The organism is Fischerella muscicola PCC 7414 (genome assembly GCF_000317205.1).
Taxonomy (GTDB): Bacteria; Cyanobacteriota; Cyanobacteriia; order Cyanobacteriales; family Nostocaceae; genus Fischerella; species Fischerella muscicola.
Genome location: NZ_AJLK01000114.1, coordinates 23,484 through 46,431, shown reverse-complemented (window position 1 = coordinate 46,431; position 22,948 = coordinate 23,484). Strand labels below are relative to the sequence as shown.

The window sequence follows — 22,948 nt, the reverse complement described above, 5'->3', positions numbered from 1 at the left end:
GAAGGATTGATTGTTGATAGTAGATTGTTGGTTGTTAACTATTCCAAAGAACAAACACCAAACATCAAACAACAGGTGCTAACTTGCCTTCTTTTTAAACATCTGCAACATCCGATCTGTGACTAGGAAACCACCCACCACGTTGATGGTTGCTAGTACCACGGCGATCAAACCGAGAATAACTGAGATATTCCACTCTTTCGCACCGGAAGCTACAATTGCCCCTAATACGGCGATGCCAGAAATCGCGTTTGAGCCTGACATCAAGGGCGTATGCAAAGTAGGCGGTACTTTGTTGATCACTTCAAATCCGGTAAACGATGCCAAAACAAATACGAACAAAGCCGCAATTAATGCTTCTGTCATGTTGACAAATCCTTATGTATTGGGGAGAGGAGGATGATGGGGAGGTGGGGATAGGGGTGATGGGGTGATGGGGAGATGGGGTGATGGGGTGATGGGGAGGTGGGGGAGTGTAGGTAGACAAAGAAGAAAGACTACTTCCTTGTCCTCCTTGTCTCCCTGATCCCTGATCCCCGATTCCTTTTAACTCACTGCTGAAGTTACGGTTTGTAACGCCTCTTTTATTCGTGTGGAGCGAATTTCACCGGCGTGGGTAATGCAGGCTGCATCTATAATGTCGTCGGCAAAGTTAACATCTACAGTTTTGTCTTTAATCAGCAGTTGCATTAAAGATGTCAAGTTCTTGGCATATAACTGGCTAGCATGGACTGGGAGGGATGATGGTAGATTAATCGGCCCAATAATGGTAACGCCGTGGGCAACAATATCTCTACCGGGATCAGTACAAGCGCAGTTACCACCTTGTTCGGCGGCGATGTCTACAATTACTGAACCTGGTTTCATTTGCTTTACCATGTCTTCTGTGACAAGAAGAGGTGCTTTTTTACCAGGAACTTGAGCTGTGGTAATGACGACATCAGCATTTTTGATGTGTTCGGTGACTACTTCTTGAGTGCGCTTTTTGCTGGCTTCGGAAATTTCTTTGGCGTAACCACCGGCGGCGGTTGTTTCTTCATCCAATTTGATTTCTACAAATTTCGCTCCTAGACTTTGTACTTCTTCTTTGACGGCGGGGCGAATATCAAAAGCTTCTACCACTGCTCCCAGACGTCTGGCGGTGGCGATCGCTTGTAAACCTGCAACGCCAGCACCCATGATAAATATTTTGGCGGGGGCGATCGTACCAGCAGCAGTTGTCAGCATGGGGAAATATTTTGGCAGTGAGGCAGCGGCGATGAGTACGGCTTTGTAACCTGCGATCGATGCTTGTGATGATAAAGCATCCATGCTTTGCGCCCTAGTGGTACGGGGAATCATTTCCATACTCAAGGCTGTGACTTTGCGTGCTGCCAGTTTCTGGGCTATGACTGGATTCCCCAAAGGATTGAGGAAGCTAATCAGTACAGATCCTTCTTTGAGTAAGTCTATTTCTGAGCGTCCGTCTTCTCGCTCTTGTGGAGGGCTAACTTTGAGGAGAATGTCTGCTTCTGACCATAATCTATCACTATCGGCAATGATTGTGGCTCCAGCGGCTTCGTAGGCAGCATCATTAAAAAATGCTCGTTCACCCGCACCAGCTTCTACCCAAATCTCTAAACCTTGTTTAACCAACCGCGCTACGATGTCGGGAACTAATGCCACACGACGTTCACACACTTCGATTTCTTTAGCAACTGCTATTCTCATGTAATCTCCTTGAGATTAAATACTTAATTTCTGGTGCAAGTTGTGAAATTTTTCCCATGAGTATTTCGACGCACTCCTGGTCTACGGGTGGGGCTATCAGCTATTGGCTTTTCCTGTTAGTTATTCCTACGCTTTCCCACTCTACCTACCTAGACAAACCCTAATTGTGCCGCTCATGGATGTTGCAATACATATACTTGCATTTATAGGTTATTTATTGCACATCCTATGCTGATCCCCGGAATTTACATCTATGTCTTCAAATTCTTTTAGGTATTGCAAAATATTGTTGTGTCTTGTTTACATAGTGCAATATCGATTAATTTCTCACCAACTAATTCCCCTAATTATTAGAATTTTTGCTGCTGTGAGTAATGCTTACTGCCACCAATCTAGCTTAAGTTTGCTAGCGATCGCCTGTTCAAGTCGCTTAATTTTTATAACAAAATTCTTAATTTTAGATAAACTTGTACATATTTAGAAATACAACTCAATTTCTAGGGCGTTTTATATCTGGTAAAAATATCAATAAGTTAGTAAGCATGAGAACTTTCTACCCCTCCACTGTTCGCTAGCTCATAAGTAGGCTTGATGTCAAATAAAATACCAAATTTTCAGTAAAAAATTACATACACCTAGACAGTATGGCACTTTTGTTGAGGTTTTGACGTCTAGATTGAATAAAGTCAGTAGTAAAGTTTAGTTACGAACCTTTACTTCCAGTTACTGAAACAACACATTTATTTCTGCCACAGGAGCTTGACTATGCGACGTTTATTTTCTGCCTTAGCGGTGACTGGCTTTTTACTGACAAGCCTCCCAGCCGTTAGCTGGGCGCAGAGTTTGCCAGGGTTTACGCTGTTCAGTGGTGTTAAAAGTGAAAATCAACTGCCTTTCCGATTGGATTTTGGTGGACAAACCAATGCTTGGGATAGATATCGTTTAAGAATTCCTGCCAAAAAAATGAAAGTCGCTGCTTCTGAATTTGTTGTCAGCTACCCCAACTATTACAAAGGAAAATTCGATCCTAAAAAGATTGAGGTACGGGTAAGAGACAAAAAAGTAGCACTGACAGAAGCGAAATGGGATAGAGAAAATGGTGTAATTATGATTTATCCCCAAGAGCCTGTGCCAGCAGGTAGTAATGTGGAAATTGTGCTTTCTAATGTCAAGAATCCAGCTTTCGGAGGCATTTATTATTTCAACTGCTACACTGTCAGCCCTGGTGATGCAGCTGCGTTGCGTAGTTACATGGGAACTTGGATTCTTAGTGTTAGTTAGTAGTGTAGAGACGTGCCATGGCACGTCTGTACATTGGTTAGTGGTGTTGGTAGGATTGCACAAGTGTGCGTCTGTACATTTAGTTAATGACAAATAACTAATGACTTCTTTTGGCTAAAAAGTGATATAATTATAGATTGTGGCTTTTTATAAAAAATTGCTGAAGAGGACAAAAATATGCGGAGAACTCTAGAGGGAACAAACCGAAAGAGGAAGAGAACATCTGGTTTCCGTGCCAGGATGCAAACACCAGATGGTAGAAATGTGATTCGAGCCAGAAGAAAAAAAGGACGTTATCGCCTAAGCGTATAGGGTAAGGAAACTTAGACAGCAGTTGTGGCTTTGCCCAAAGCAAATCGGCTAAAATCCCGAAAAGATTTTCAGGCAGTTTTCCGGGAAGGTACTCGCCGTCATGGTTCTTATTTCACTTTGAGAGCCTTACGGCCATCATCTATGAAAAAACCTTCTCTTGATACTGCCCACGATAATGTACAATCAACAAACTCGGTACTTTTTCCAATCAAAATTGGTATTTCGATTAGCACTAAAGTCAGTAAACGGGCAGTAGTTCGTAACCGCCTCAAGCGGCAAGTATCAGCAGCTTTGCATCAATTGTTGCCTAACTTGTCTCCAGGATGGCGGCTAGTGGTAGTTGTAAAACCAGCGGCGGCAGAATCTAAGTGCGTAACCCAACAATTTCTGCAAGAATTAGAGCAGTTGTTGGCACAAGCTGAGGTATTAAATGGGCATTCGTGAAGAAGTTTATTTTGAAGGCGGCCCCCACATTGGGGATTTAATAATAAACATACTAATTGGCTTAACGATTGTGGGTATACCACTAACGGTAGGAGCAATTGTTAGGGCATTGTGGCTGCGTTTTCGGATTACTGATCGCCGAGTTTCTGTGACAGGGGGTTGGATGGGACGCGATCGCAGTGACGTTATTTACTCAGAAATTGTCAAAATCGTCAAAGTTCCCCGTGGTATTGGCTTATGGGGAGATATGGTGTTGACTCTCAGAGATGGTAGTCGCCTGGAACTGCGGGCTGTTCCTAAGTTCCGCGAAGTCTATGATTACATCACTGAACGAGTCACTGCCAAAAATCCCAATTTTAATGCTGCTGCGAAGAAGTGATGGGGTGATGGGGTGATGGGGTGATGGGGTGAAAGTATCTCCCCAACTCCCTACCTCCCCACCTCCCCATCTTCAATAAATGTGCGGCTATCCGTAGTTGAATTACAGTCGCAGACAGATCCTGATTTCGATAAATTATATTCAGTCAGCCGATTTTTAAATTCTGGTTGGTAGTTGCTGGTTAGTTGTTGTAGAGACGTGCCATGGCACGTCTGTACATTGGTTAGTGGTTGGTTGTCAATAATTCTTCCAAACAACAACCAACAAACAACAAACAACAAACAACAACCAACAAAAAACCAACCTAAAATCGCTAGTTAATTTACATTACCTCAGGTTGAATTCAGAATAATGGATTTTGGTATCGGGTTTTTTTCCAACAACGTCATGTTGCCAATCATAGACTTGTTCTATAGCATTGTGCCAAGTTATGGTTTGGCGATTGTTGCTTTGACGTTGATTATTCGTTTTGCACTATACCCTCTAAGTGCTGGCTCAATTCGCAATATGCGACGGATGCGAATCGTCCAACCTTTGATGCAAAAACGAATGCAAGAAATCAAAGAACGCTATAAGGACGATCCGCAAAAGCAGCAAGAAGAAATGCTCAACGTCCAGAAGGAATTTGGTAATCCTTTAGCTGGATGTTTGCCATTACTGTTGCAAATGCCAGTGTTATTAGCGCTATTTGCGACATTGCGAGGTTCACCTTTTGCCAGTGTTAACTACACAGTTAACTTACAAATCTTTCCCGCCGAACAAATCGAACGAATTCAACCCCAAGCTTTTCTCACTGCCCCCCAAAACATCTATGTTGCGGATGGGGAACATGTTAAGGTAACTGCGATTTTACCGGGAGGTAACAAATTAGCAGTAGGAGAACATACCAAGATTCAATATCAGACTGTTGACGGTAAGCCATTTCAAGAAGTATTGGCAGAACACCCAGATAGTAAGTTAGTTCCCCAATGGAAAATTACAAAAGGGGAAGACAGGATCAAAATTGATGCTGAAGGTAATATTGAAGCCCTCCAGCCAGGAGACGTTACTATAACTGGAACAATTCCAGGATTAGCAGCAGACAAAGGATTTTTGTTTATTGATGCCTTGGGCAGAGTCGGGGCAATTGATCCTGATGGCACTATTCATTGGGATATTGTCACAATGGTAGTGTTGTTTGGCGTTACCCTTTACGTCAGCCAAGTTCTTTCTGGGCAAAATTCCAGTGGTGGCAACCCACAACAGGATACAGTCAACAAAATCACTCCCGTAATCTTTTCCGGGATGTTTTTGTTCTTCCCCTTACCGGCTGGGGTGTTGATGTATATGGTGATTGGTAATATTTTCCAAACTCTACAAACTTACATCCTTTCTCGTGAACCTCTACCAGAGGAATTACAAAAAATTGTAGACACCCAAGAGAAGCAGGCGGAAGCACAACAAAAAACATTGCCGTTTGAGCCAAAAAGTTCTAAGAAAGTTGAACCAAAGAGTTCTAATGAACCAAAGAGTTCTAATGAGCCAAAAAGTTCTAAGAAAGTTGAACCAAAGAGTTCTAAGAAAAAGGCTACAGGTTGATGATGACCGATTCTCGGATGGCAAGAGGGCAGCAGTGGTTAAAAACATTGCTGCAACTTACTGGGATAAATACTGAAATTAAAGGCGATTTAGAAGTAGCTGCGATCGCTGAGGGTGATTCTCAAGAACCAGATAATTACTGGTTGACTATTGATCATACAAATTTGACACCAGAACAAATGCAGGTTTTGATTGGGCCTGATGGTGTAGTGCTAGATGCTATTCAGTATCTGGCAAATTCTACTCTCAACTTAAATCAACCTCATGAGGAGCAAGCCTCATACACGGTGGAATTAAACGGCTATCGTGTCAGGAGACAAGCAGAAATTCGAGCGATCGCTGAAGCTGCTGCTGAACAAGTCCGGGCTACCGCAACAGAAGTGGAAATAAAATCCCTCAGTTCGGCTGAACGTCGCCTAGTCCATACCTTTTTAAAAGAGTTTAGTGATTTAGAAACCTTCAGCCGGGGTAAAGAACCCCATCGTAATTTAGTTGTACGCCTGGCATTGCCTGAATAGTGAAATTGTTGGTAGTTAGTTCATTGTTGGTGGTTGGGTGTTGATTGTTGATTGTTGATTGTTGGTTGTTGATTGTTGGTTGTTGTATGTTGGTTGTTGGTATTCACCACTAACCAATGTACAGACGTGCCATGGCACGTCTGGTACAACAACTAACCACTCCTAAACTTGCACATTTTATAAGCCTTATATAACAAAGCTTTTAGCCCTCCTTTGAAAAATGTGCTAGTTTCATTTGTTGCTAGCGGCAAAAAAACGCAGCTAGTCGGGCGCTCACAACTAACAACTAAGAACTAACAACTAACAACTAACAACTAACTACCCAAAAAAGTTAAAATAAAGAAATATTATCGGCAAAATAGCTGATATATAAAGATCATTTTTCGTGAGAATGTCTCACAAATCCTATGGACGCAATTTATATTCCGCAGCTAACCAAAGCACCGGAGCGGACAGAGGAGATTCAGGTTAAAGAGTTTCTGTCTGGTTTGGATACCTTAACACCAGTTCGCGGCCGTGTTCGTGTACAACATTGCGGTAATTATTTAGAAGTATCTGGTCAAGCAGAAACTATCATTACTTGTACCTGCAACCGCTGCTTGCAAAATTACAATCATCGCCTTGTAGTTGATACCTCCGAAATAATTTGGTTAGACGAAACCGTAGAGCAAGAAGTTTCTTTGCCTCTAGAACGGGAAATAGCTGTGGAAGATTTAGTAGAAACTTTGTCACCCCACGGATATTTTGACCCTGGTGAATGGCTATATGAACAAGTCTGCTTAGAAATTCCTCAGCGCCAACTTTGTGATACCAATTGTCCAGGGATTCAACCAAGTCATGATCCAGCCTCTACTCGGACTGTAGATCGTCGCTGGGCTTCTTTAGAAGCTTTGAAAAAGCAACTTCCATCTTAGTCATTTGTCATTGGTCATTTGGCTATTTCTTCGTTCCCAGTCTCCGGCTGGGAATAGTTTTTGGAAGGCTATATTCCACTTTCAGGTGGAATAGAGCCACTTGTTGCAGAAGTCGGGAAAAGGTAAATTGACTACATAAGTTATAAGGGGTTGCGAAGGGCCAGATCCCCGACTTTTCTAAAAAGTCGGGGATCTAGCAGCCCATTAACATCAATGTGGTGGACTAGTAAGTACTGAATTGCTGACTCTCGCTTTTGATGTATTCACTTCTCCAGAGAAAAAATATAAAACAGTTGTGAAGAGCAGTACAAACCTTAAAAATGAAATAAAGGACTACGTAAAATAACAACTCGTCAATAACATCTAAATATTATGAGCTTCCGTGAAGAGTTCAAACTGCTGCTGCGCGCCCGCTATCCCCTGATCTACATTCCCACTTACGAGGAAGAACGCTTAGAAGCCGCGATACGGGAAGAAGCAGCAAATCAGGGAAATCGCCCAGTGTATACTTGGGATTTTGTGGATGGCTATCAGGGAAACCCTAACGATGAAGGCTTTGGGCGACGTAACCCTTTGCAAGCTTTAGAATTTGTCGAAAAAATTCCCGCTACAGCACCAGGAGTATTTATACTGCGCGACTATCATCGCTTTTTAGATGATGTGGCCATTGCTCGCAAACTCCGTAATTTAGCTAAACTCCTCAAGTCTCAACCAAAAAATATTGTCCTGTTGTCACCGAGAATAGCGATTCCTGATGATTTAACGGAAGTGTTGACAGTTGTAGAGTTTCCTTTACCCAATGCTGCCGAAATTCGCTCAGAAGTAGAACGGTTGTTAATTGCTACTGGTCATTCTCCTTCCAGTAGATTTCTAGATGATTTGGTGCGCTCTTGTCAAGGGCTATCAATGGAAAGGATACGCCGGGTGTTAGCAAGAGCGATCGCGACTCATGGTGAATTACAACCAGAAGATGTGGATTTGGTGCTAGAAGAAAAACGCCAAACTATCCGCCAAACCCAGATTCTCGATTTTATCCCTGCTACCGAGCAAATCTCAGACATCGGCGGATTGGACAACCTCAAAGATTGGTTACTCCGTCGGGGAGGCGCATTTACCGAACGGGCGAGACAGTACGGATTACCGCACCCACGCGGTTTACTGTTAGTGGGTATCCAAGGAACTGGTAAATCATTAACTGCCAAAGCGATCGCTCATCATTGGCACTTACCCCTACTGCGATTAGACGTAGGACGATTATTTGCGGGTTTGGTAGGCGAATCAGAATCCCGCACACGTCAAATGATCCAAGTAGCCGAAGCCCTCGCCCCTTGTGTATTGTGGATAGACGAGATAGACAAAGCCTTTTCGGGACTTGGTAGCAAAGGAGATGCGGGAACAACAAGTCGTGTTTTTGGTACATTTATTACCTGGTTAGCCGAGAAAACCTCACCCGTGTTTGTGGTTTCTACCGCTAACGACATCCAAGCTTTACCACCAGAAATGCTACGAAAAGGACGTTTTGATGAAATTTTCTTCGTCGGTTTACCTACCCAGGAAGAAAGAAAAGCTATTTTCAATGTGCATTTATCCAGACTACGCGCCCATAACATAAAAAGTTATGATATCGACAGGTTAGCGTATGAAACACCCGATTTTTCCGGTGCAGAAATAGAGCAAACTTTAATCGAAGCTATGCACATCGGTTTTAGCCAAAATCGCGACTTCACCACTGATGACATTTTAGAAGCTGCCAGTCAAATCATACCCTTAGCCCGCACTGCCACCGAACAAATTCAACAACTACAAGAATGGGCAGCAGCCGGGAGGGCGCGTTTAGCATCGAAACACAGTCCTTTAAGCGATCGCATCCAACGCCAGCTAAAATAGCGAATTATGTTGATTGTTGGTTGTTGATTGTTGGTTATTGGTTATTGTATGGACGTGCATGGCGCGTCTATACATTAATTTTGATGATTGGTAATTCCAAACAACAAACAACAAACAACTAACACCAAACACCAAACACCAAACAACAAAAAAGTTTTAAATTATGGTGACTCAAATATTCAAGTATATATTCGGGTTTATATTAGCAATGGCAATTTTAATCGGCGGTGGGGTTGCTATGGCACTGTATTTCATGAACCGAGTTTCTGCACCCCCACCGAAACCAATTTATGCCAATGACAACTCTGTGGTAAAAGCACAAGCACCAAAATCTCAAACACCAAAAACCAATCAAGTATCTTTAGAAGAAAATTCACCAACTCCCGATTCTCAAGCAACTCCCCAAGAAACCCCCAAGCCCGAGGAATCACCAGAACCACTGCCACCAGGAGCATATAAAGCACGTGTAACCTGGAAGCAGGGTTTACGCTTGCGAAAAGAACCAACAGCGGATTCCGAACGCACTGGAGGAGTTGCTTTTAATCAAAAAGTGATAGTTTTAGAGGAAAGTAGTGACAAAGATTGGCAAAAAATTCGTTTGGAAAATGGTGAGCAAGAAGGTTGGGTAAAATCGGGCAATGTCCAAAAGATTGACGAACAAGATGATACTCAAACAACTGAAGAAACAGAACAATAATAGGGAGTAATAGCACTTTTTTGGAAGTCAAAAATTCTTTTTTATAGTATTTTGATATGTTGTAAACCCAAAATTTGAATATCAGTTATTAGTTATCAATTATTGATCACTGTCAGGACTTACGCAAAATATCGACAAAAAGCTTAAGTTCTGAACTGCCAAGACGCCTTAGACGCGATAGCGGCTTCCGTAAGGTAGGACGCCAAGGATTTATAGAGGGTGCATAAGTCCTAACTGTTAACTATGAAAGTGGGTTTTAGCTATTAGCCTGCACTTCAGTCGCGGGCTATATTATAGCGAAATTAGATTATTTTGATTTTATTTGTAAGCAAAAGTAAAGCTTAGTTGCGATATTTACCAAAAGGTCAATACTAAAAAAACTAAATGTTATTTTGAGGGAGATTATAGTGCCTTGAATTAAAACTATTCACTCTCAAAGATTAAATATGTATAATCGCAATTTCCAATCTAATTTGGTTACTGCTGCTGTTACCGCTGCCTTAGGTGCTGGTGTAGTTACATCTTTTGCTGTTAGTCAAGGACAAAACCCTTTCCATGCTTTGGCAATTACTGGTTTAGCAGTACTGATTGCATTAGTTTGGGATTACTCTCACAAGCAATAATTTTCCGGTAAACATACAGAATTTATAGAGACGCTCCATTACCATCAGTCAAAAGTTATTAGTGAAAACAGACAAACCTGATAACTGATAACTGATAACTGTTGAAGCGTCTCTATTTGTAGAATTTCATCGCCGTTTAGGATTGGTGCGCCGGAGTTCACGTTTTTCTTGTTCTTGAAGACGGCGATCGCGCCAATCTGCCAGCGTCAGATAACCAACTCCTCCAGTGACTACTACTAGTAGCACCAGAGCAACCAAAGCCAAAATATTTAGGAGTGGACTTTCCACGATACCTCTACAATCCGTTACGACCCCAAACTACCATTGCAATTGACCAAGTGAAAACAACCAGCAGTGAAACCCATCCTAGTGTCAAAATCTCCATAGTTGTACTTCTTAAGCTCATTTACAAAACTACTCCAATATTTATGATACTGGGAATTGGTTAGTGGTTGGTGGTTATTGGTTGATGATTGATTGTTGGTTGTTGGTGGTTGGTGGTTGGTGGTTATTGGTTGATTGTTGGTTGTTAGTGGTTGGTTGTTAGTGGTTGGTGGTTATTGGTTGATGGTTGTTGTACCAGACGTGCCATGGCACGTCTCTACAGTGGTTAGTGGTGAGTCAGCGTGCAGAACAGGGGGTTCCCTCCCCCATGAGCGACTGACGAACCCGTAGACACGTAGACGCGTAGACAAAGAAGCGGTGAGGGGGTCGCAGTCTTGGACGCCACGTGACGCCACCTGCTACAACTGTTGGAACCCCCAAGGGCGCAGTGGCTCCTTTATGCCGGGAGAAGAGTCCACCACAGTGGCTGGGCTTTGGGTCACGTAGACGCGCTCATGGGCTTAAGGTAAGGGTATGCGAACCCCCGTAGACGGGCGAAGCCCGGCTTCAAGGTAGAGTACCCAGAGGGCTTAAGGCAGGTAGCGGCTTAAGGCAGGGTAGTGGCTTAAGGTAAGGGTAGGGTTAGTTGTTTTAATACTCCTCACCCTCCCCCTCTCTCTCCACGCCCCACCTGTGCATGAATACTTCGGATAATCTGATGGTAGAACGCCTGGAATCCTTAAAAGCAGGAATTTTGGCAGCTTTGTGTGTACTCTCAGCTTTTGGGATTAGTTCATTGATTAACAGCCTTGTTTTAGCAAAGTACTTTCCTGAACTTTGCAGCCTGGGAGTTGAACTCCTCAATTTACAGTTCTTGGTGAGTGGCGCAATAGCAAGTTTTTCAGGTTTGTTGTTTGGCGTTACTTATCGATATATCATCCGTCAAGACCAAAACCCGCAACTCAAAGATGGAGGAGTGTTAGCTTTCGGTTTGGCACGAGGATTAGCTCAGATAGATGTTGGATTTGCTTGTAGTGGTGATGTATTACCGTTTGTTGTTATGACTTTCGAGGGTGTATTGTGGTTTAAAATCGCAGCGATCGCTCTTGATGCAGCTATACAACGAGGTTGGGTTAAACCTTTTGGGTCAAAGCCGTAAATTAAATCAAAGTTAAATATCAATCTCATAAATTCCGCAGCGAGGTTAAGCGCGCAAAAAGAACTGGTTAAGTTTCTCAGTTAAGGAGTGTCAAAAAATGTCGCATAAACCTTTCCACAGAGACATCTAAAACGATAAACTGACATTCTACGAACAGTTGTTTGTTGGTGTTTATTTGTTGTTTGTTAGTGGTTTCCAAACAACCAAAACCCAACAACCAACACCCAACAATATTTAACAAGCCCTGAAAACTCGTGACCTTGAGCCTGTCTGCAACTACATCTCATCGCCAACCCTGGCCCGGACTTATAGAGCAGTATCGCGACTACTTGCCTGTCAGCGAAACAACACCAGTTGTCACCCTGCTAGAAGGAAACACACCTCTGATACCAGTTCCTGCGATCGCACAACGCATTGGCAGACAAGTACGTGTTTTTGTTAAATATGACGGTCTTAACCCCACTGGTAGCTTCAAAGACCGAGGTATGACAATGGCAATTTCCAAAGCCAAAGAAGCAGGGGCCAAGGCAGTAATTTGTGCGAGTACAGGCAACACCTCAGCAGCAGCCGCCGCCTATGCTCGGCGTGGGGGAATGCGTGCTTTTGTATTGATTCCCGATGGTTATGTAGCACTGGGAAAATTGGCGCAGGCACTGTTGTATGGTGCCGAGGTACTGGCAATTAAAGGTAACTTTGACCGTGCCTTAGAAATTGTCCGGGAAATGGCGCAAAGCTATCCAGTCACATTGGTGAATTCAGTTAACCCCTACCGTCTAGAAGGTCAAAAAACCGCAGCATTTGAAATAGTTGATGTTCTAGGTAATACTCCCGATTGGCTGTGCATTCCCGTAGGAAATGCGGGAAATATCACAGCATATTGGATGGGATTTTGTCAATACCATCAAATTGGGAAGTGCGATCGCCTGCCTCGGATGATGGGTTTCCAAGCCGCCGGTGCAGCACCCCTGGTGAAGGGGGAACCAATACCCCATCCAGAAACACTCGCCACAGCTATTAGAATTGGCAACCCCGCCAGTTGGGAAAAAGCAGTAGCCGTCAAATCAGCCAGTATGGGAAATTTTCACTCTGTTACAGATGACGAAATCCTTGAAGCCTATCGCCTATTGGCATCAGAAGAAGGAATTTTCTGCGAACCAGCCAGTGCTGCTTCTGTAGCAGGTTTGTTGCAAGTCAAAGACCAAGTTCCCACAGGTGCAACAGTAGTTTGTGTCCTCACTGGCAATGGTTTAAAAGACCCGGATACAGCCATTAAACACAGCAACAGCCAATTTAAACAAGGCATTGAGTCGGAAGTTCACGCTGTAGCTGCGGCAATGGGATTTTGAAGTCCTGTGCCAAGTCCAGAGTCTAATTCATGCCAAGTTGCGGTCAAGCGTAATAGTTTGGGCAATGGGGTGATGGAGTGATAAGGAGCAATTCTCTCCCCATTGCCCCTAATCCCCACTCCCTTGGGGGAGTGGGGGCCGGTGAGTTCCCCATTGCCCCCCAACCCCACAAAGTGGGGACCCCTAGCCCCCATCTCCCCATTGCCCCTAATCCGCAACGCCAGGTGCTTTATGCCGGGAAACCCGTCCACCGCACTGGCTCCTCCCTGTCGGTCGTGGGGACCGGTGAGTTCCCCATCTCCCCAACTGTTTATCGGTGGTCGATTTTTCATTCTCACTTCCTACTCAGTGTCTGCCACTACAACCACAGACTTGCGGCACAATATATTTAACTTAAAAAGTGGGGAGTGAGCTTAGATGGCTATTAATCTACAGCAAGCATTAGAAGTTGGCAAATATATCGTCACCCAACGTTTGAAGGGACGTAAGCGTTACCCCCTAGTTTTAATGTTGGAACCGCTGTTTCGTTGCAACCTTGCCTGTCCTGGTTGCGGCAAAATTCAGCATCCCACAGATATACTCAAGCGTAACCTAACTCCACAGGAGTGTTTTGCAGCAGCAGAAGAATGCGGTGCGCCTATAGTCTCTATTCCCGGTGGGGAACCACTGCTGCATCCTCAGATTGACGAGATTGTGCGGGGATTGATTGAGCGTAAAAAGTTTGTTTACTTGTGTACTAATGGCTTGTTATTAGAAAAGAGCTTAGATAAATTTCAACCTTCACCTTATTTGACATTCAGTGTACATCTTGATGGAATGCGAGATTGGCATGATCATTGTGTAAATCGCAAAGGTGTCTTTGACACTGCGGTACAAGCCATACGTGCTGCGAAAGCCAAAGGATTTCGTGTCACAACTAACACTACTGTTTTTGAGGGTGTCGATTCTAAACAAATGCAGGAGTTTTTTGATTTTCTGAGTAGCCTCAACGTAGATGGGATGATGATTTCCCCTGGTTATAGTTACGAGTGGGCAAGCGATCAAGAACATTTTCTCAAACGAGAACAAACACGCGCTTTATTTAGAGAAATCTTAGCTCCTTACAAAGCAGGTCAGAAAAACTGGAACTTTAACCATAACCCACTATTTTTAGATTTTCTCACTGGTGAGAAAGACTATGAATGCTCACCTTGGGGTAGTCCAAGTTACAGTGTTCTGGGTTGGCAAAAACCTTGTTACTTATTAAATGAAGGACATTACGCCACCTTTGATGAACTGATGGAAAAGACCGAGTGGCACAAATATGGACGTGCAAGTGGTAATCCTAAATGTGCAGATTGTATGGTTCACTGCGGTTATGAACCCACCGCTGCTACCGATGCGATGCAACCACAAAATTTAGTTCGTTCTATTGGTAGTATTTTTGGTTAGCGTTCTTTGACATCCTCTCCACCTTGGCAAAGCCCGTAGCTTGCTTCTCGTAAAGCGAGTAGGTGGGGAGTCCTTATAGTGATTCTTGGGTTTTCTCTTTGCACGAGTCGGCTTATCTTTTCAATAATATTTTTAGAAATAACTGATAATCTGATGTAGTTAAAACTACTTGTTATCAAAATTTTCTATTTATAAAATTTAATCTAATCGTGAAAAAAATATTAATTATATCGGCAAATCCTAAGAATACATCTAAGCTCCGCTTGGATGAAGAGGTGCGGGAAATTGAAGCAGGATTGCAACGCTCTAAAGGACGTGATCAGTTTGAAATTATCTGCAAATGGGCGGTGCGTACTGACGATTTGCGTCGTGCTTTATTAGATTATGAACCACAAATAGTGCATTTTTCTGGACATGGGGCTGGCGCTCAAGGCTTGGCATTGGAAAATAATTCTGGGGAGATGCAACTCGTAAGTACAGAATCTTTAGCCAGGCTATTTAGATTTTTTCAAGATAAAGTCGAGTGTGTATTCTTTAAGGCCTGTTATTCTGAAACTCAAGCCCAAGCAATTCACCAACACATTAATTATGTGATTGGCATGAACCAAAAAATAGGGGATAGGGCAGCGATCGAATTTGCTGTTGGGTTTTATGATGCTTTGGGTGCTGGTAGAACTTACGATGAAGCATACGAGTTAGGTTGTGCTTCTATTGATCTAGAAGGTATTCCAGAGTCTTCAACCCCAGTATTAAAAAGCCCAGGTAATATTTACAAAGCTGGAAAATCTCATGCATCCAATCTTTCACCAGAACAAGGACGAGGTGAAATAGAAGATGGGGGCGATCGCAATGTTATTCGTCTACCGAAAAAACCAGAACAGGTAACGCCTAACTCCACAACATCTGCTTTTCCCCTCGAAGAACCGGATGGACAAGTGCCTCTAAATTCTGCCTTTTATGTCGAACGTCCACCAATTGAAACCGACTGTTACGAAGCAATTCTCAGGACAGGTGCTTTGATTCGCGTCAAAGCACCAAGGCAAATGGGTAAAAGTTCCCTGATGAAGCGAATTCTGCACCATGCCGAACAACAAGGTTATCAGACTGTATGCATCAACTTCCAAGAAGCAGATGCTGAATTTCTCAATAGTTCGGAGAAATTTTTACAGTGGTTTTCTGCTAGCATCACCTACGGGTTAAATTTACCAGATAAGTTAACTGATCATTGGAAGGGCATTTTAGGTAGTAAAAATAAATGTACTAATTATTTCCAACGATATTTATTAGCCGAAATTGCTAATCCTGTAGCTTTGGGTTTGGATGAAGTCGATGAAGTTTTTAAGCATCCCGAAATCGCCCAAGAGTTTTTTGGATTGCTGCGTTCTTGGCACGAACGCGCAAAAAATGAGCCTCTCTGGCAAAAGCTGCGGCTGGTAATTGTACATTCTAAAGAAGTTTACATTCCTCTCAACATCAACCAGTCGCCTTTTAATGTGGGTTTGCCGATTGAATTGCCAGAACTTACGCAAGCACAAGTGCAAGATTTAATACAGAGGTATAGTATAACTTGGAGTAATGCAGATGTCAATCAGCTCATGCAACTGATGGGCGGTCATCCTTACTTAGTACGGGTAGCACTGTATCAAATCGCGCGTCGGCGTATGACTTTAGAAAAACTACAACAAATCGCACCTACAGAAGAAGGCCCCTATGGTGATCACCTACGTCGCCACTTGTTGAATATAGAAAATGATGCCAAATTGTTGGCAGCAATTAGACAAGTGATCACAGCAAATTCACCAGTAGACGTGGGAACAACTGAAGCATTTCAACTGCGTAGTATGGGGTTAGTCAAACTGCAAGGAAATGATGTCATGCCATTGTGTGATTTGTATCGGAAATATTTTTGCGATCGCTTGGGAATTAATTAGAAGGCACAGAGAAGTTTGATCGGAGGTTTCCTCCGTACTCTTACGAGAAGTCGCTTACGCGCCTACAAAGCAGCGTCCCGGAGGGAACCTCAAAGCTTCAAAGAGGCAGAAGGAAAAGTAGGAGAAAAATAGAAAATAGTAGGTTGAGTTTCGTTCCTAACCTATGCCTAGCCCCCCACTGGCTTTTGCCCCACAATAAGGGAATAAAAAATCGACCACCGTGCAAGGCGATAAACACAGATAAACATGATAAACACAGATAAACATAGATGGGTAATGGGTAATTGGTAATGGGTAATTGGGCTGATTTTCTTTCGTGTCCTCCTTGTCCCCTTATTTCCCCTTCCCTTGTCCTCCAAGTTGTCCCCTTTGTCCCCCTTCCGATCCCCAATCTCCGATCCCCACATGACCCAATACCACTATCAAGTCGGGGGTAGTCTCCCCCAAGATGCCCCAACCTACGTTACCCGTCAAGCTGACAAAGACTTGTATGCAGGTTTAAAAGCTGGTGAATTTTGTTACGTCCTCAACTCCCGGCAAATGGGTAAATCTAGCTTGCGGGTACAAGTGATGCAGCGCTTGCAGTTAGAGGGCATAGCCTGTGCTGTGATTGATATTACCTCGATTGGCACGGCAGATATTACACCAGAGCAGTGGTACGCTGGGGTAATTGATACTTTAATTGGTAGTTTTAATCTTTACACTACTTTTGATTTAGAAGCCTGGTGGACAGAAAATAATTTAATTTCACCAGTTCAGAAGTTAAGCAAGTTTTTGGACACGATCTTACTAGAAGCAATTACTACAAATATAGTTATTTTTATCGATGAAATTGACAGTATTCTGAGTTTGCCATTTAACACCGATGATTTTTTTGCCGTCATTCGGGATTGTTATAATCGCCGGGCAGATAAACCAGTTTACAACCGTTTGACCTTTGCAATTTTGGGCGTGTCTACTCCTTCAAGCCTCAGCTAGTTATGATGGTACAGGTAAATTGTGGAATTTGAATCTTGATGACTTGTTAGCACGGGGTTGTACTTTGGTACATGATTATTTGAATAATCCCAACGTTAATTCAGAAGATAAGGAGCTGTGTAATGGTATTGATACTGCTCGCAAGTATATAAAAGCTGACACAGTGATACGATGACGTGGGGATGCAGAGAGATTTTGATGAGGATTAACTTAACCTGTAAATTTTACAAGATGAGTTTGTTTAAAGTTGCAACTCGAGACATTAACATATAGACCTCTTGCAAAAGTCGCTTTTGCAAGAGTCGGGTAAAGGGGAAAGGTTAAAGGTTAAAGGGTTTTTATTTTCCTTGACCCCAACCCCAATAACCTTTTCCCCAACTAATGCCACGAAGTCTAAGTAAGTCGATGCATTAGCATTGTAGGAAGTTGCGTTTAGATCACACGGCGATGCAAATACTAAAAAACACAAAAGTGGGTAAAGTTTATTATTGCTTGCGATCGCATAACGCATAACTAAATATAGAAAACAAGTTTTACTTTATGCTTGCCATGTGAGAATCACAAAGACCAGATCCCCGACTTTTTAGAAAAGTCGGGGATCTATGTACGATCGCTATTCACATCCATAAAAAAGCGATCGCATCCTTGCAAATAAAATCTACACTGTTACCGGGTCAATATATGAGTTGCACCTTTAACTTTCATGCTAGCAATAAGGTAAGCATCATCATTTGCAATAGCAATATTACTCACAAGAAGGTATTTGCTTGATAAAGGTTACAATTCGTTCCACTTCTTGGAACCCTACTTTTCTATGAAACTCGTAACTTGCTTTATTTTCTAGTAAAGCATCTGAAGCAAGTTCTCCACAACCATGTTCCAGTGCCCACTTTTGGGCATACTGGATTAAAGATTTACCCACACCTTGTTTTCGATATTCATCTTTCACATAAATCCCTTCCACATATGCAACAGGACTCTGAGTAGCGCCTGGAACATACTCATAGCGAAGAGAAAGATTCATAAATCCAATCGCTGTTCCATGATCAGTTCTGATGAGAAATCCAGCTTCACGAGGAGATTGGAGAATATTTGTCAGACTTGCCTGCATTTGTTCGACTGATTCAGTTGACCACAATTGTAAAGCTAGATCTAGCCACTCATTAAAGTCATTCTGGGTAACTTTGACAATTTTCACGTCTGTTCCACAAAAATCTCAGTCCATCTTCAGTCTACCTTCGTTGGTGAATTTTTCTTAGGCTTTCAGGCCGCGATCGCCCCCACCAAGGTGCAAGAAAATTTAGTCACAAGTTAAACTTTTAATGTTATTTTTTTAACCGAAAGCACAATGCAAACCCAAGATATCCAAGGTAGCCCCAAAGCCATTTTGCTAAAGTTAGTTTTTTTTAAAACGAACACCGATGCACACGGATGTAGACGCGCTCATAGGCTTCCCGTAGGGTACACAGATAAATTCTTTTTTGACTAATACGAAAAGCGCTGTATCAGGAAAACTCTGCGTTTAGCCATCAGTAGCGATCGCAAATCACATCACAATTCCAAAATTTTTATTAAATTCATCGCCCCGAAGCCCCAAAATTAAAAGGATGAGCTTATAGCCCACCCTCTTGTAAAAAAATGTAAAAATTTATATAGAAACAGAGAAGGAACCATGAATTTAAAATAGACGTCGTAACAACAAGTGCCTTCAGTTTGAATGCTCTTCTACACAAAACTAGCCGAACTGAAACTAAATTGTTGCATGTAAACGTCTGGGCGTACCTAAAGATATAACGCGTGGGTCTGCTTCTAATCTGTGTAAATCTGTTTCTGTAACTGTTGCTGTGAATAGCTTAGGCGATATTTGAGCGCGGAGGTTGACAAAATTTGGTATATAACCATCCTCAGCCACCTTTACAGTGACTGCGATTGGCTCGTCGGGACTCTCATTTTGCCGCGCCCAGTCCACTGTATTTAGTTCTATTTTTTTAAGTTTGTCGCCTGAACATTTAATCAAGCGTAAGTGATTTTTATTCATTTGATTACAACCAAATCATCCATTATAACATTACAGGAAAATTTAGTTAAAATATGCCTGGAATCATAATATCATAACCGAGTAAACTTGTCTTGTACAGCTGACACAGCTGCATTCAGGTTGATCGCTCCATAGCCATAACGTTCCGGTTGGCTGTGTATGGGAAAATTCTTTTGGGTACTAGCCGCTAAAAGCTCACGAATCTCCTCAATAGTGAGTGACTGGTTGTGGGCAAGGGCTTCGGCAAATATTAAGGCGATTGCCCCAGTCACAACAGGAGCAGCCATACTAGTACCAGACATACGTATAACTTGAGTCGCTGTCCGTGAGGCAGCAGCCCAGATGTGATGGCCAGGAGCAATCAAATCTGGTTTTTGCCGTCCATCGCGTGTGGGGCCGGAACTGGAAAAGAATGATAGGGGCTTATTGGTTTTAGTGTTATCGTAGGAACCAACCACGATGCTTTTATATCCACAGGCAATAGTGTTGAGGGTGTGGGTATTATCGTGGGGAGGAACAAAACAAGTTTGGCTGTGATCTTCACGCTCAATCCAAGCATGAAATTTCCCATTGATGACATGAACACCGTGGAGGCGTAGCGTCCAAATCCCACCTGGTAAATCAGGTTCCATAAACACGCAAATAACGTTATCTCCGTTATTGGGGTCAGAGTGGCGGTTAGTAAAAAATATGATGGTGTTGTCTTCACTGTCTACCACTTCTCCGTTTTCTCCCAAATCCACCCGACCCAAACTACTACCATCGGGAGCAATAATTTCTAGTTGGAAGCGATCGCTCCCGTCGTACCATATTTCTATTTCTTTTTGTTTGGGATTTTTGTGGGGAATTTGCCACTGGAGATCAAAGTGCTGATTGGGCAACACAATTCCAGATGCATGAATGCCTGTATCGTAGCTATTACCAGCAGCAATTACTATAGCTCGGTTTGGCTTTTCGGAAACTAAAGCGTCAATACCCTGTTCAACTAAAGTTGAACCGTCATGAGGTCCACCATACAACCCCAAACTAATGTTAATTACACAAGGGCGATCGCCAGCAATATCAAAGATATATCTCATTGCTTCCAACAGCGCCACCGTATCGCCAAAACAACTTTCTACGGCTTGTTCACCATTTTCAATCAGGGGAGTATATTCATTTTGAGATAGTTGAACAAACACGATATCTGCGGCGGGGGCGACACCCGACAAACCACTCCCTTGTCCGTTACCAACGGCAATATCCATGACATGAGTGCCGTGCGCCCTTTCTTCTAGTTCGTATCCCAAAGCAGCATAAGGATCACTTGCCCCAAGTGCTTGATTGATCTCATCCCGCTTGTATTGTTGACCATATCCATAGGGACTTTTAGGATTAGAATGACCATCCTGGTTCCAAAAAGCTAACAATCTTGTAGAACCATCAGGATTACGAAAATTTTTGTGAGCAAAGTCACAACCGACATCAATAATACCAACTATAACACCACTACCCTGTTCTTCTGGAGAATTTTGAGAACAAAGGTCTTGTATGGCGGCAGTCGCTGGAGAATTAATATTTATAGTTGATTTTAGTGCTTGTGCTGGTTTCAAGCTGACTACGCAGTCGGACTGCTTTATATGCTCAATTCGAGAAACTGGAATTCTACCTGTGACAATTCGCTCACCATTGGGCGTACTACCCAAGTTAGCACCCGGATAGACTTCGTTCATAGATAGCCATTCCTTCAGGTTATTTACCTTAGCAATAACTGCAACTTCTTCTTTTTCAGTGGATGTAGTAGCAGCTATAGTTATTCCTCGGCTTTTGCGTTCAAGTAGTCTTTGTAGCCGAGGGTCGATGTCAGCAAATATATCTGTTGATTCAAATTGCAATTGCATGGAAGAAGATTTTTAGCTGAAAACAATATTTTGAGTCTGTAATTACATTTACAGGCTCTTTCCAATGTATTTCCGAAAAAATCAAATGGAATATACCTATTTTAGATTTTGGATTTTGGATTACTTAGATATAATCGAACTGCTCTAAATTAGAGAAGGGAGTATTAACTAAAAAACAGGCGGAGGGAGAAAAATCTTCTTCGTGGCAGAGTTTTTTGGGTGTTATTTTACGTTTAATTATGTCTACTTGAACTAAAAGTAGGGGATGGGGTAAAGGGGATAGGATTTTCAGTTAGTAACGCACCATTCATTTTGGTGCGTTGCGCTGCGCTCTAACGCACCCTACAAAATAAAGATTTACTAATGGGGATTAGGGCTGTGGCAAAAGTTATATTTTATAATATCGACCACCGATGAACACCGATGAACACCGATAGAAACAGATAGATTTTCCGTTGGTGGCAATAGTGGTAATTGGTGATTATTAGTCTTCTTACCTATTATTTATTATCAGCAAGAGTAGATTTAGATTAGACGTTAATTTTTTAAGTTAGGCAATTAGCACTTTTGTATTGGTAATGAAAAAACTATTTACACTTTTTAGTGAAGAACGTAACCAACTCCAGACAGAGATTGATGAGTCAACCAGTGTTGAACAAGTAGTGAAGCTGGTACAAAACAGAATTGATCATCTGGAAAGAATTTATATAAGTGAGCTAAATTTGGCTCAAGTACGTTTGGCTTCCTTTTTTTTAGATGCGCTGCGCCAATCAATTGCTACTCTCGCTGCGCCTCAAGTTTCTCAAATCACTCTCCCAGAAGCAAAGCCAATCACTAACCAAATTACAAAGTTGTCTCCGAACAGGTTAATTTTGAAACTGCTCAAGGCACTTATTTATATAGGTATTTTAGGTTGGTTGTTTTATTTAACTGAAACTACTCCTGGTGCGTGGATGGCTATTTTACTAGCTTCTGTGTTGATCGGACTAGAAGTGGTGTTGCAACTGGACAAAAACAAACAGGAAAATAATTCAAACTTGCCTGAGTTAAGAGAATTACCCCAACCAACCCTAAAAGTTGATAGCAAAATTCTTCTAGATAATTTGGGGGATGCTCTCAACACGATAGACTTGGCAGTCGCTAGAGTTGAAGAAGGGAATAAACCTTTTGACGATCGCGCTATAGAAGAACTGCCAGAACTATTAAATTTTCTGCAAAGACTAATAGGCGCGTCATTTCTTGATAGACCCCAAATGATGCTGGAGTTAGCAAAAATTTTACCCCAGATTTTACTGGATCAAGGAATTCGTACGCAAATTTACCAACCAAATAATCCCCAAAGCGATCGCGCCTTTTTTGATTTCGAGCCAAGTATTGACCCTGACACCAAAGATTACGTCACCATAACTCCTGCTTTATTGAAAGGCGATCGCTTGCTCAGACGTGGTCGGGTAATTGAACCAGCGTATTCCCAGGCTAGAGAATAAAAGGGAGGTGGGGATTAGGGGCAATGGGGGG

At 42.6% G+C, this 22,948-nt stretch carries 25 protein-coding genes and 1 pseudogene; 16 read left to right on the top strand and 10 right to left on the bottom strand.

What is annotated here, in order from left to right:
- Positions 1 to 78 precede the first annotated feature (78 nt).
- Both UYI_RS34980 and UYI_RS0117560 read right to left on the bottom strand, forming a co-directional pair.
- Positions 79 to 366, bottom strand: coding sequence for an NAD(P) transhydrogenase subunit alpha (locus UYI_RS34980; protein ID WP_071588853.1), 288 nt, complete (start codon positions 364 to 366; stop codon positions 79 to 81).
- 180 nt (positions 367 to 546) lie between these two features.
- Positions 547 to 1,710 carry a Re/Si-specific NAD(P)(+) transhydrogenase subunit alpha gene (locus tag UYI_RS0117560; RefSeq protein WP_016867953.1) on the bottom strand — a complete coding sequence of 388 codons (1,164 nt, stop codon included), beginning with the start codon at positions 1,708 to 1,710 and terminating at the stop codon, positions 547 to 549.
- Positions 1,711 to 2,475: 765 nt separating this feature from the next.
- On the opposite strand from UYI_RS0117560, the gene UYI_RS0117555 reads away from it, so the two are divergent.
- The 6 genes from UYI_RS0117555 (at position 2,476) to UYI_RS0117535 (ending at position 6,222) form a co-directional block, all read left to right on the top strand.
- Complete coding sequence (locus tag UYI_RS0117555; protein ID WP_016867952.1) at positions 2,476 to 2,991, top strand: DUF2808 domain-containing protein; 516 nt, start codon at positions 2,476 to 2,478, stop codon at positions 2,989 to 2,991.
- Positions 2,992 to 3,168: 177 nt separating this feature from the next.
- Positions 3,169 to 3,303: a 50S ribosomal protein L34 gene (gene rpmH, locus UYI_RS34975; protein ID WP_071588852.1), complete on the top strand. Its 135-nt coding sequence runs from the start codon at positions 3,169 to 3,171 to the stop codon at positions 3,301 to 3,303.
- 24 nt (positions 3,304 to 3,327) lie between these two features.
- On the top strand, positions 3,328 to 3,747 hold the full coding sequence (gene rnpA, locus UYI_RS0117550; protein ID WP_016867951.1) for a ribonuclease P protein component: 420 nt from the start codon (positions 3,328 to 3,330) through the stop codon (positions 3,745 to 3,747).
- Positions 3,734 to 4,126, top strand: coding sequence for a PH domain-containing protein (locus UYI_RS0117545; RefSeq protein ID WP_016867950.1), 393 nt, complete (start codon positions 3,734 to 3,736; stop codon positions 4,124 to 4,126). Before rnpA ends, UYI_RS0117545 begins: the two co-directional genes overlap by 14 nt.
- A gap of 351 nt (positions 4,127 to 4,477) precedes the next feature.
- Positions 4,478 to 5,704 carry a membrane protein insertase YidC gene (yidC, locus tag UYI_RS0117540; protein WP_016867949.1) on the top strand — a complete coding sequence of 409 codons (1,227 nt, stop codon included), beginning with the start codon at positions 4,478 to 4,480 and terminating at the stop codon, positions 5,702 to 5,704.
- Positions 5,704 to 6,222, top strand: coding sequence for a Jag family protein (locus UYI_RS0117535; protein ID WP_016867948.1), 519 nt, complete (start codon positions 5,704 to 5,706; stop codon positions 6,220 to 6,222). The genes yidC and UYI_RS0117535 overlap by 1 nt, the downstream gene beginning before the upstream one ends.
- Before the next feature lie 15 nt (positions 6,223 to 6,237).
- Here the strand turns inward: UYI_RS0117535 and UYI_RS39755 are convergent, their stop codons facing one another.
- Complete coding sequence (locus UYI_RS39755; RefSeq protein WP_268742244.1) at positions 6,238 to 6,360, bottom strand: hypothetical protein; 123 nt, start codon at positions 6,358 to 6,360, stop codon at positions 6,238 to 6,240.
- Positions 6,361 to 6,629: 269 nt separating this feature from the next.
- On the opposite strand from UYI_RS39755, the gene UYI_RS0117530 reads away from it, so the two are divergent.
- The 4 genes from UYI_RS0117530 to UYI_RS38060 all read left to right on the top strand — a co-directional run bounded on the left by UYI_RS0117530 (position 6,630) and on the right by UYI_RS38060 (position 10,343).
- A complete protein-coding gene (locus tag UYI_RS0117530; protein WP_016867947.1) occupies positions 6,630 to 7,136 on the top strand; it encodes a YceD family protein in 507 nt (168 codons plus the stop codon).
- A gap of 372 nt (positions 7,137 to 7,508) precedes the next feature.
- Positions 7,509 to 9,023 (top strand): AAA family ATPase, encoded by a 1,515-nt coding sequence (locus tag UYI_RS0117525; protein WP_016867946.1) that lies wholly within the window; start codon positions 7,509 to 7,511, stop codon positions 9,021 to 9,023.
- 163 nt (positions 9,024 to 9,186) lie between these two features.
- Complete coding sequence (locus tag UYI_RS0117520; RefSeq protein WP_026086018.1) at positions 9,187 to 9,720, top strand: SH3 domain-containing protein; 534 nt, start codon at positions 9,187 to 9,189, stop codon at positions 9,718 to 9,720.
- Positions 9,721 to 10,166: 446 nt separating this feature from the next.
- A complete protein-coding gene (locus UYI_RS38060) occupies positions 10,167 to 10,343 on the top strand; it encodes a hypothetical protein (RefSeq protein ID WP_016867944.1) in 177 nt (58 codons plus the stop codon).
- A gap of 126 nt (positions 10,344 to 10,469) precedes the next feature.
- Here the strand turns inward: UYI_RS38060 and UYI_RS38055 are convergent, their stop codons facing one another.
- From UYI_RS38055 to UYI_RS36905, 3 genes are all read right to left on the bottom strand, one after another.
- Positions 10,470 to 10,631 carry a hypothetical protein gene (locus tag UYI_RS38055; protein ID WP_016867943.1) on the bottom strand — a complete coding sequence of 54 codons (162 nt, stop codon included), beginning with the start codon at positions 10,629 to 10,631 and terminating at the stop codon, positions 10,470 to 10,472.
- Positions 10,632 to 10,638: 7 nt separating this feature from the next.
- Positions 10,639 to 10,728, bottom strand: coding sequence for a cytochrome b6-f complex subunit PetN (gene petN, locus UYI_RS34970; protein ID WP_012408302.1), 90 nt, complete (start codon positions 10,726 to 10,728; stop codon positions 10,639 to 10,641).
- A 172-nt stretch (positions 10,729 to 10,900) separates the two neighbouring features.
- Positions 10,901 to 11,083, bottom strand: a complete 183-nt coding sequence (locus UYI_RS36905) for a hypothetical protein (RefSeq protein ID WP_157226359.1) — start codon at positions 11,081 to 11,083, stop codon at positions 10,901 to 10,903.
- Positions 11,084 to 11,364: 281 nt separating this feature from the next.
- Here UYI_RS36905 and UYI_RS0117500 point away from each other — a divergent pair, with 281 nt between their 5' ends.
- Together UYI_RS0117500 and thrC are read left to right on the top strand one after the other, a co-directional pair.
- On the top strand, positions 11,365 to 11,826 hold the full coding sequence (locus UYI_RS0117500) for a hypothetical protein (protein ID WP_016867941.1): 462 nt from the start codon (positions 11,365 to 11,367) through the stop codon (positions 11,824 to 11,826).
- 254 nt (positions 11,827 to 12,080) lie between these two features.
- Positions 12,081 to 13,172 carry a threonine synthase gene (gene thrC / locus UYI_RS0117495; RefSeq protein WP_009454732.1) on the top strand — a complete coding sequence of 364 codons (1,092 nt, stop codon included), beginning with the start codon at positions 12,081 to 12,083 and terminating at the stop codon, positions 13,170 to 13,172.
- Here thrC and UYI_RS0117490 read toward each other — a convergent pair.
- The gene (locus UYI_RS0117490; RefSeq protein WP_016867940.1) at positions 13,142 to 13,504 is read right to left on the bottom strand and encodes a hypothetical protein; all 363 of its coding nucleotides are present in this window, start codon (positions 13,502 to 13,504) and stop codon (positions 13,142 to 13,144) included. The genes thrC and UYI_RS0117490 overlap by 31 nt on opposite strands.
- An 85-nt stretch (positions 13,505 to 13,589) precedes the next feature.
- Between UYI_RS0117490 and hpnH the strand changes: the two genes are divergently transcribed.
- The 3 genes and pseudogenes from hpnH to UYI_RS0117470 form a co-directional block, all read left to right on the top strand.
- The gene (hpnH, locus tag UYI_RS0117485; protein ID WP_016867939.1) at positions 13,590 to 14,603 is read left to right on the top strand and encodes an adenosyl-hopene transferase HpnH; all 1,014 of its coding nucleotides are present in this window, start codon (positions 13,590 to 13,592) and stop codon (positions 14,601 to 14,603) included.
- Between the two features lie 209 nt (positions 14,604 to 14,812).
- Positions 14,813 to 16,534: an AAA-like domain-containing protein gene (locus UYI_RS0117480; protein WP_026086017.1), complete on the top strand. Its 1,722-nt coding sequence runs from the start codon at positions 14,813 to 14,815 to the stop codon at positions 16,532 to 16,534.
- Positions 16,535 to 16,939: 405 nt separating this feature from the next.
- Positions 16,940 to 17,506: pseudogene (locus UYI_RS0117470) on the top strand (AAA-like domain-containing protein); the annotation flags it as partial.
- A 751-nt stretch (positions 17,507 to 18,257) separates the two neighbouring features.
- On the opposite strand, the gene aac(6') reads toward UYI_RS0117470, so the two are convergent.
- The 3 genes from aac(6') to UYI_RS0117455 all read right to left on the bottom strand — a co-directional run bounded on the left by aac(6') (position 18,258) and on the right by UYI_RS0117455 (position 21,430).
- Entirely contained in the window at positions 18,258 to 18,710 is a 453-nt protein-coding gene (gene aac(6') / locus UYI_RS0117465; RefSeq protein WP_016867935.1) for an aminoglycoside 6'-N-acetyltransferase, read from the bottom strand.
- A 552-nt stretch (positions 18,711 to 19,262) separates the two neighbouring features.
- A complete protein-coding gene (locus tag UYI_RS0117460; RefSeq protein WP_016867934.1) occupies positions 19,263 to 19,550 on the bottom strand; it encodes a hypothetical protein in 288 nt (95 codons plus the stop codon).
- A gap of 71 nt (positions 19,551 to 19,621) precedes the next feature.
- Positions 19,622 to 21,430: a S8 family peptidase gene (locus tag UYI_RS0117455; RefSeq protein WP_016867933.1), complete on the bottom strand. Its 1,809-nt coding sequence runs from the start codon at positions 21,428 to 21,430 to the stop codon at positions 19,622 to 19,624.
- Between the two features lie 578 nt (positions 21,431 to 22,008).
- Between UYI_RS0117455 and UYI_RS0117450 the strand changes: the two genes are divergently transcribed.
- The gene (locus UYI_RS0117450) at positions 22,009 to 22,917 is read left to right on the top strand and encodes a hypothetical protein (RefSeq protein WP_016867932.1); all 909 of its coding nucleotides are present in this window, start codon (positions 22,009 to 22,011) and stop codon (positions 22,915 to 22,917) included.
- Positions 22,918 to 22,948 lie beyond the last annotated feature (31 nt).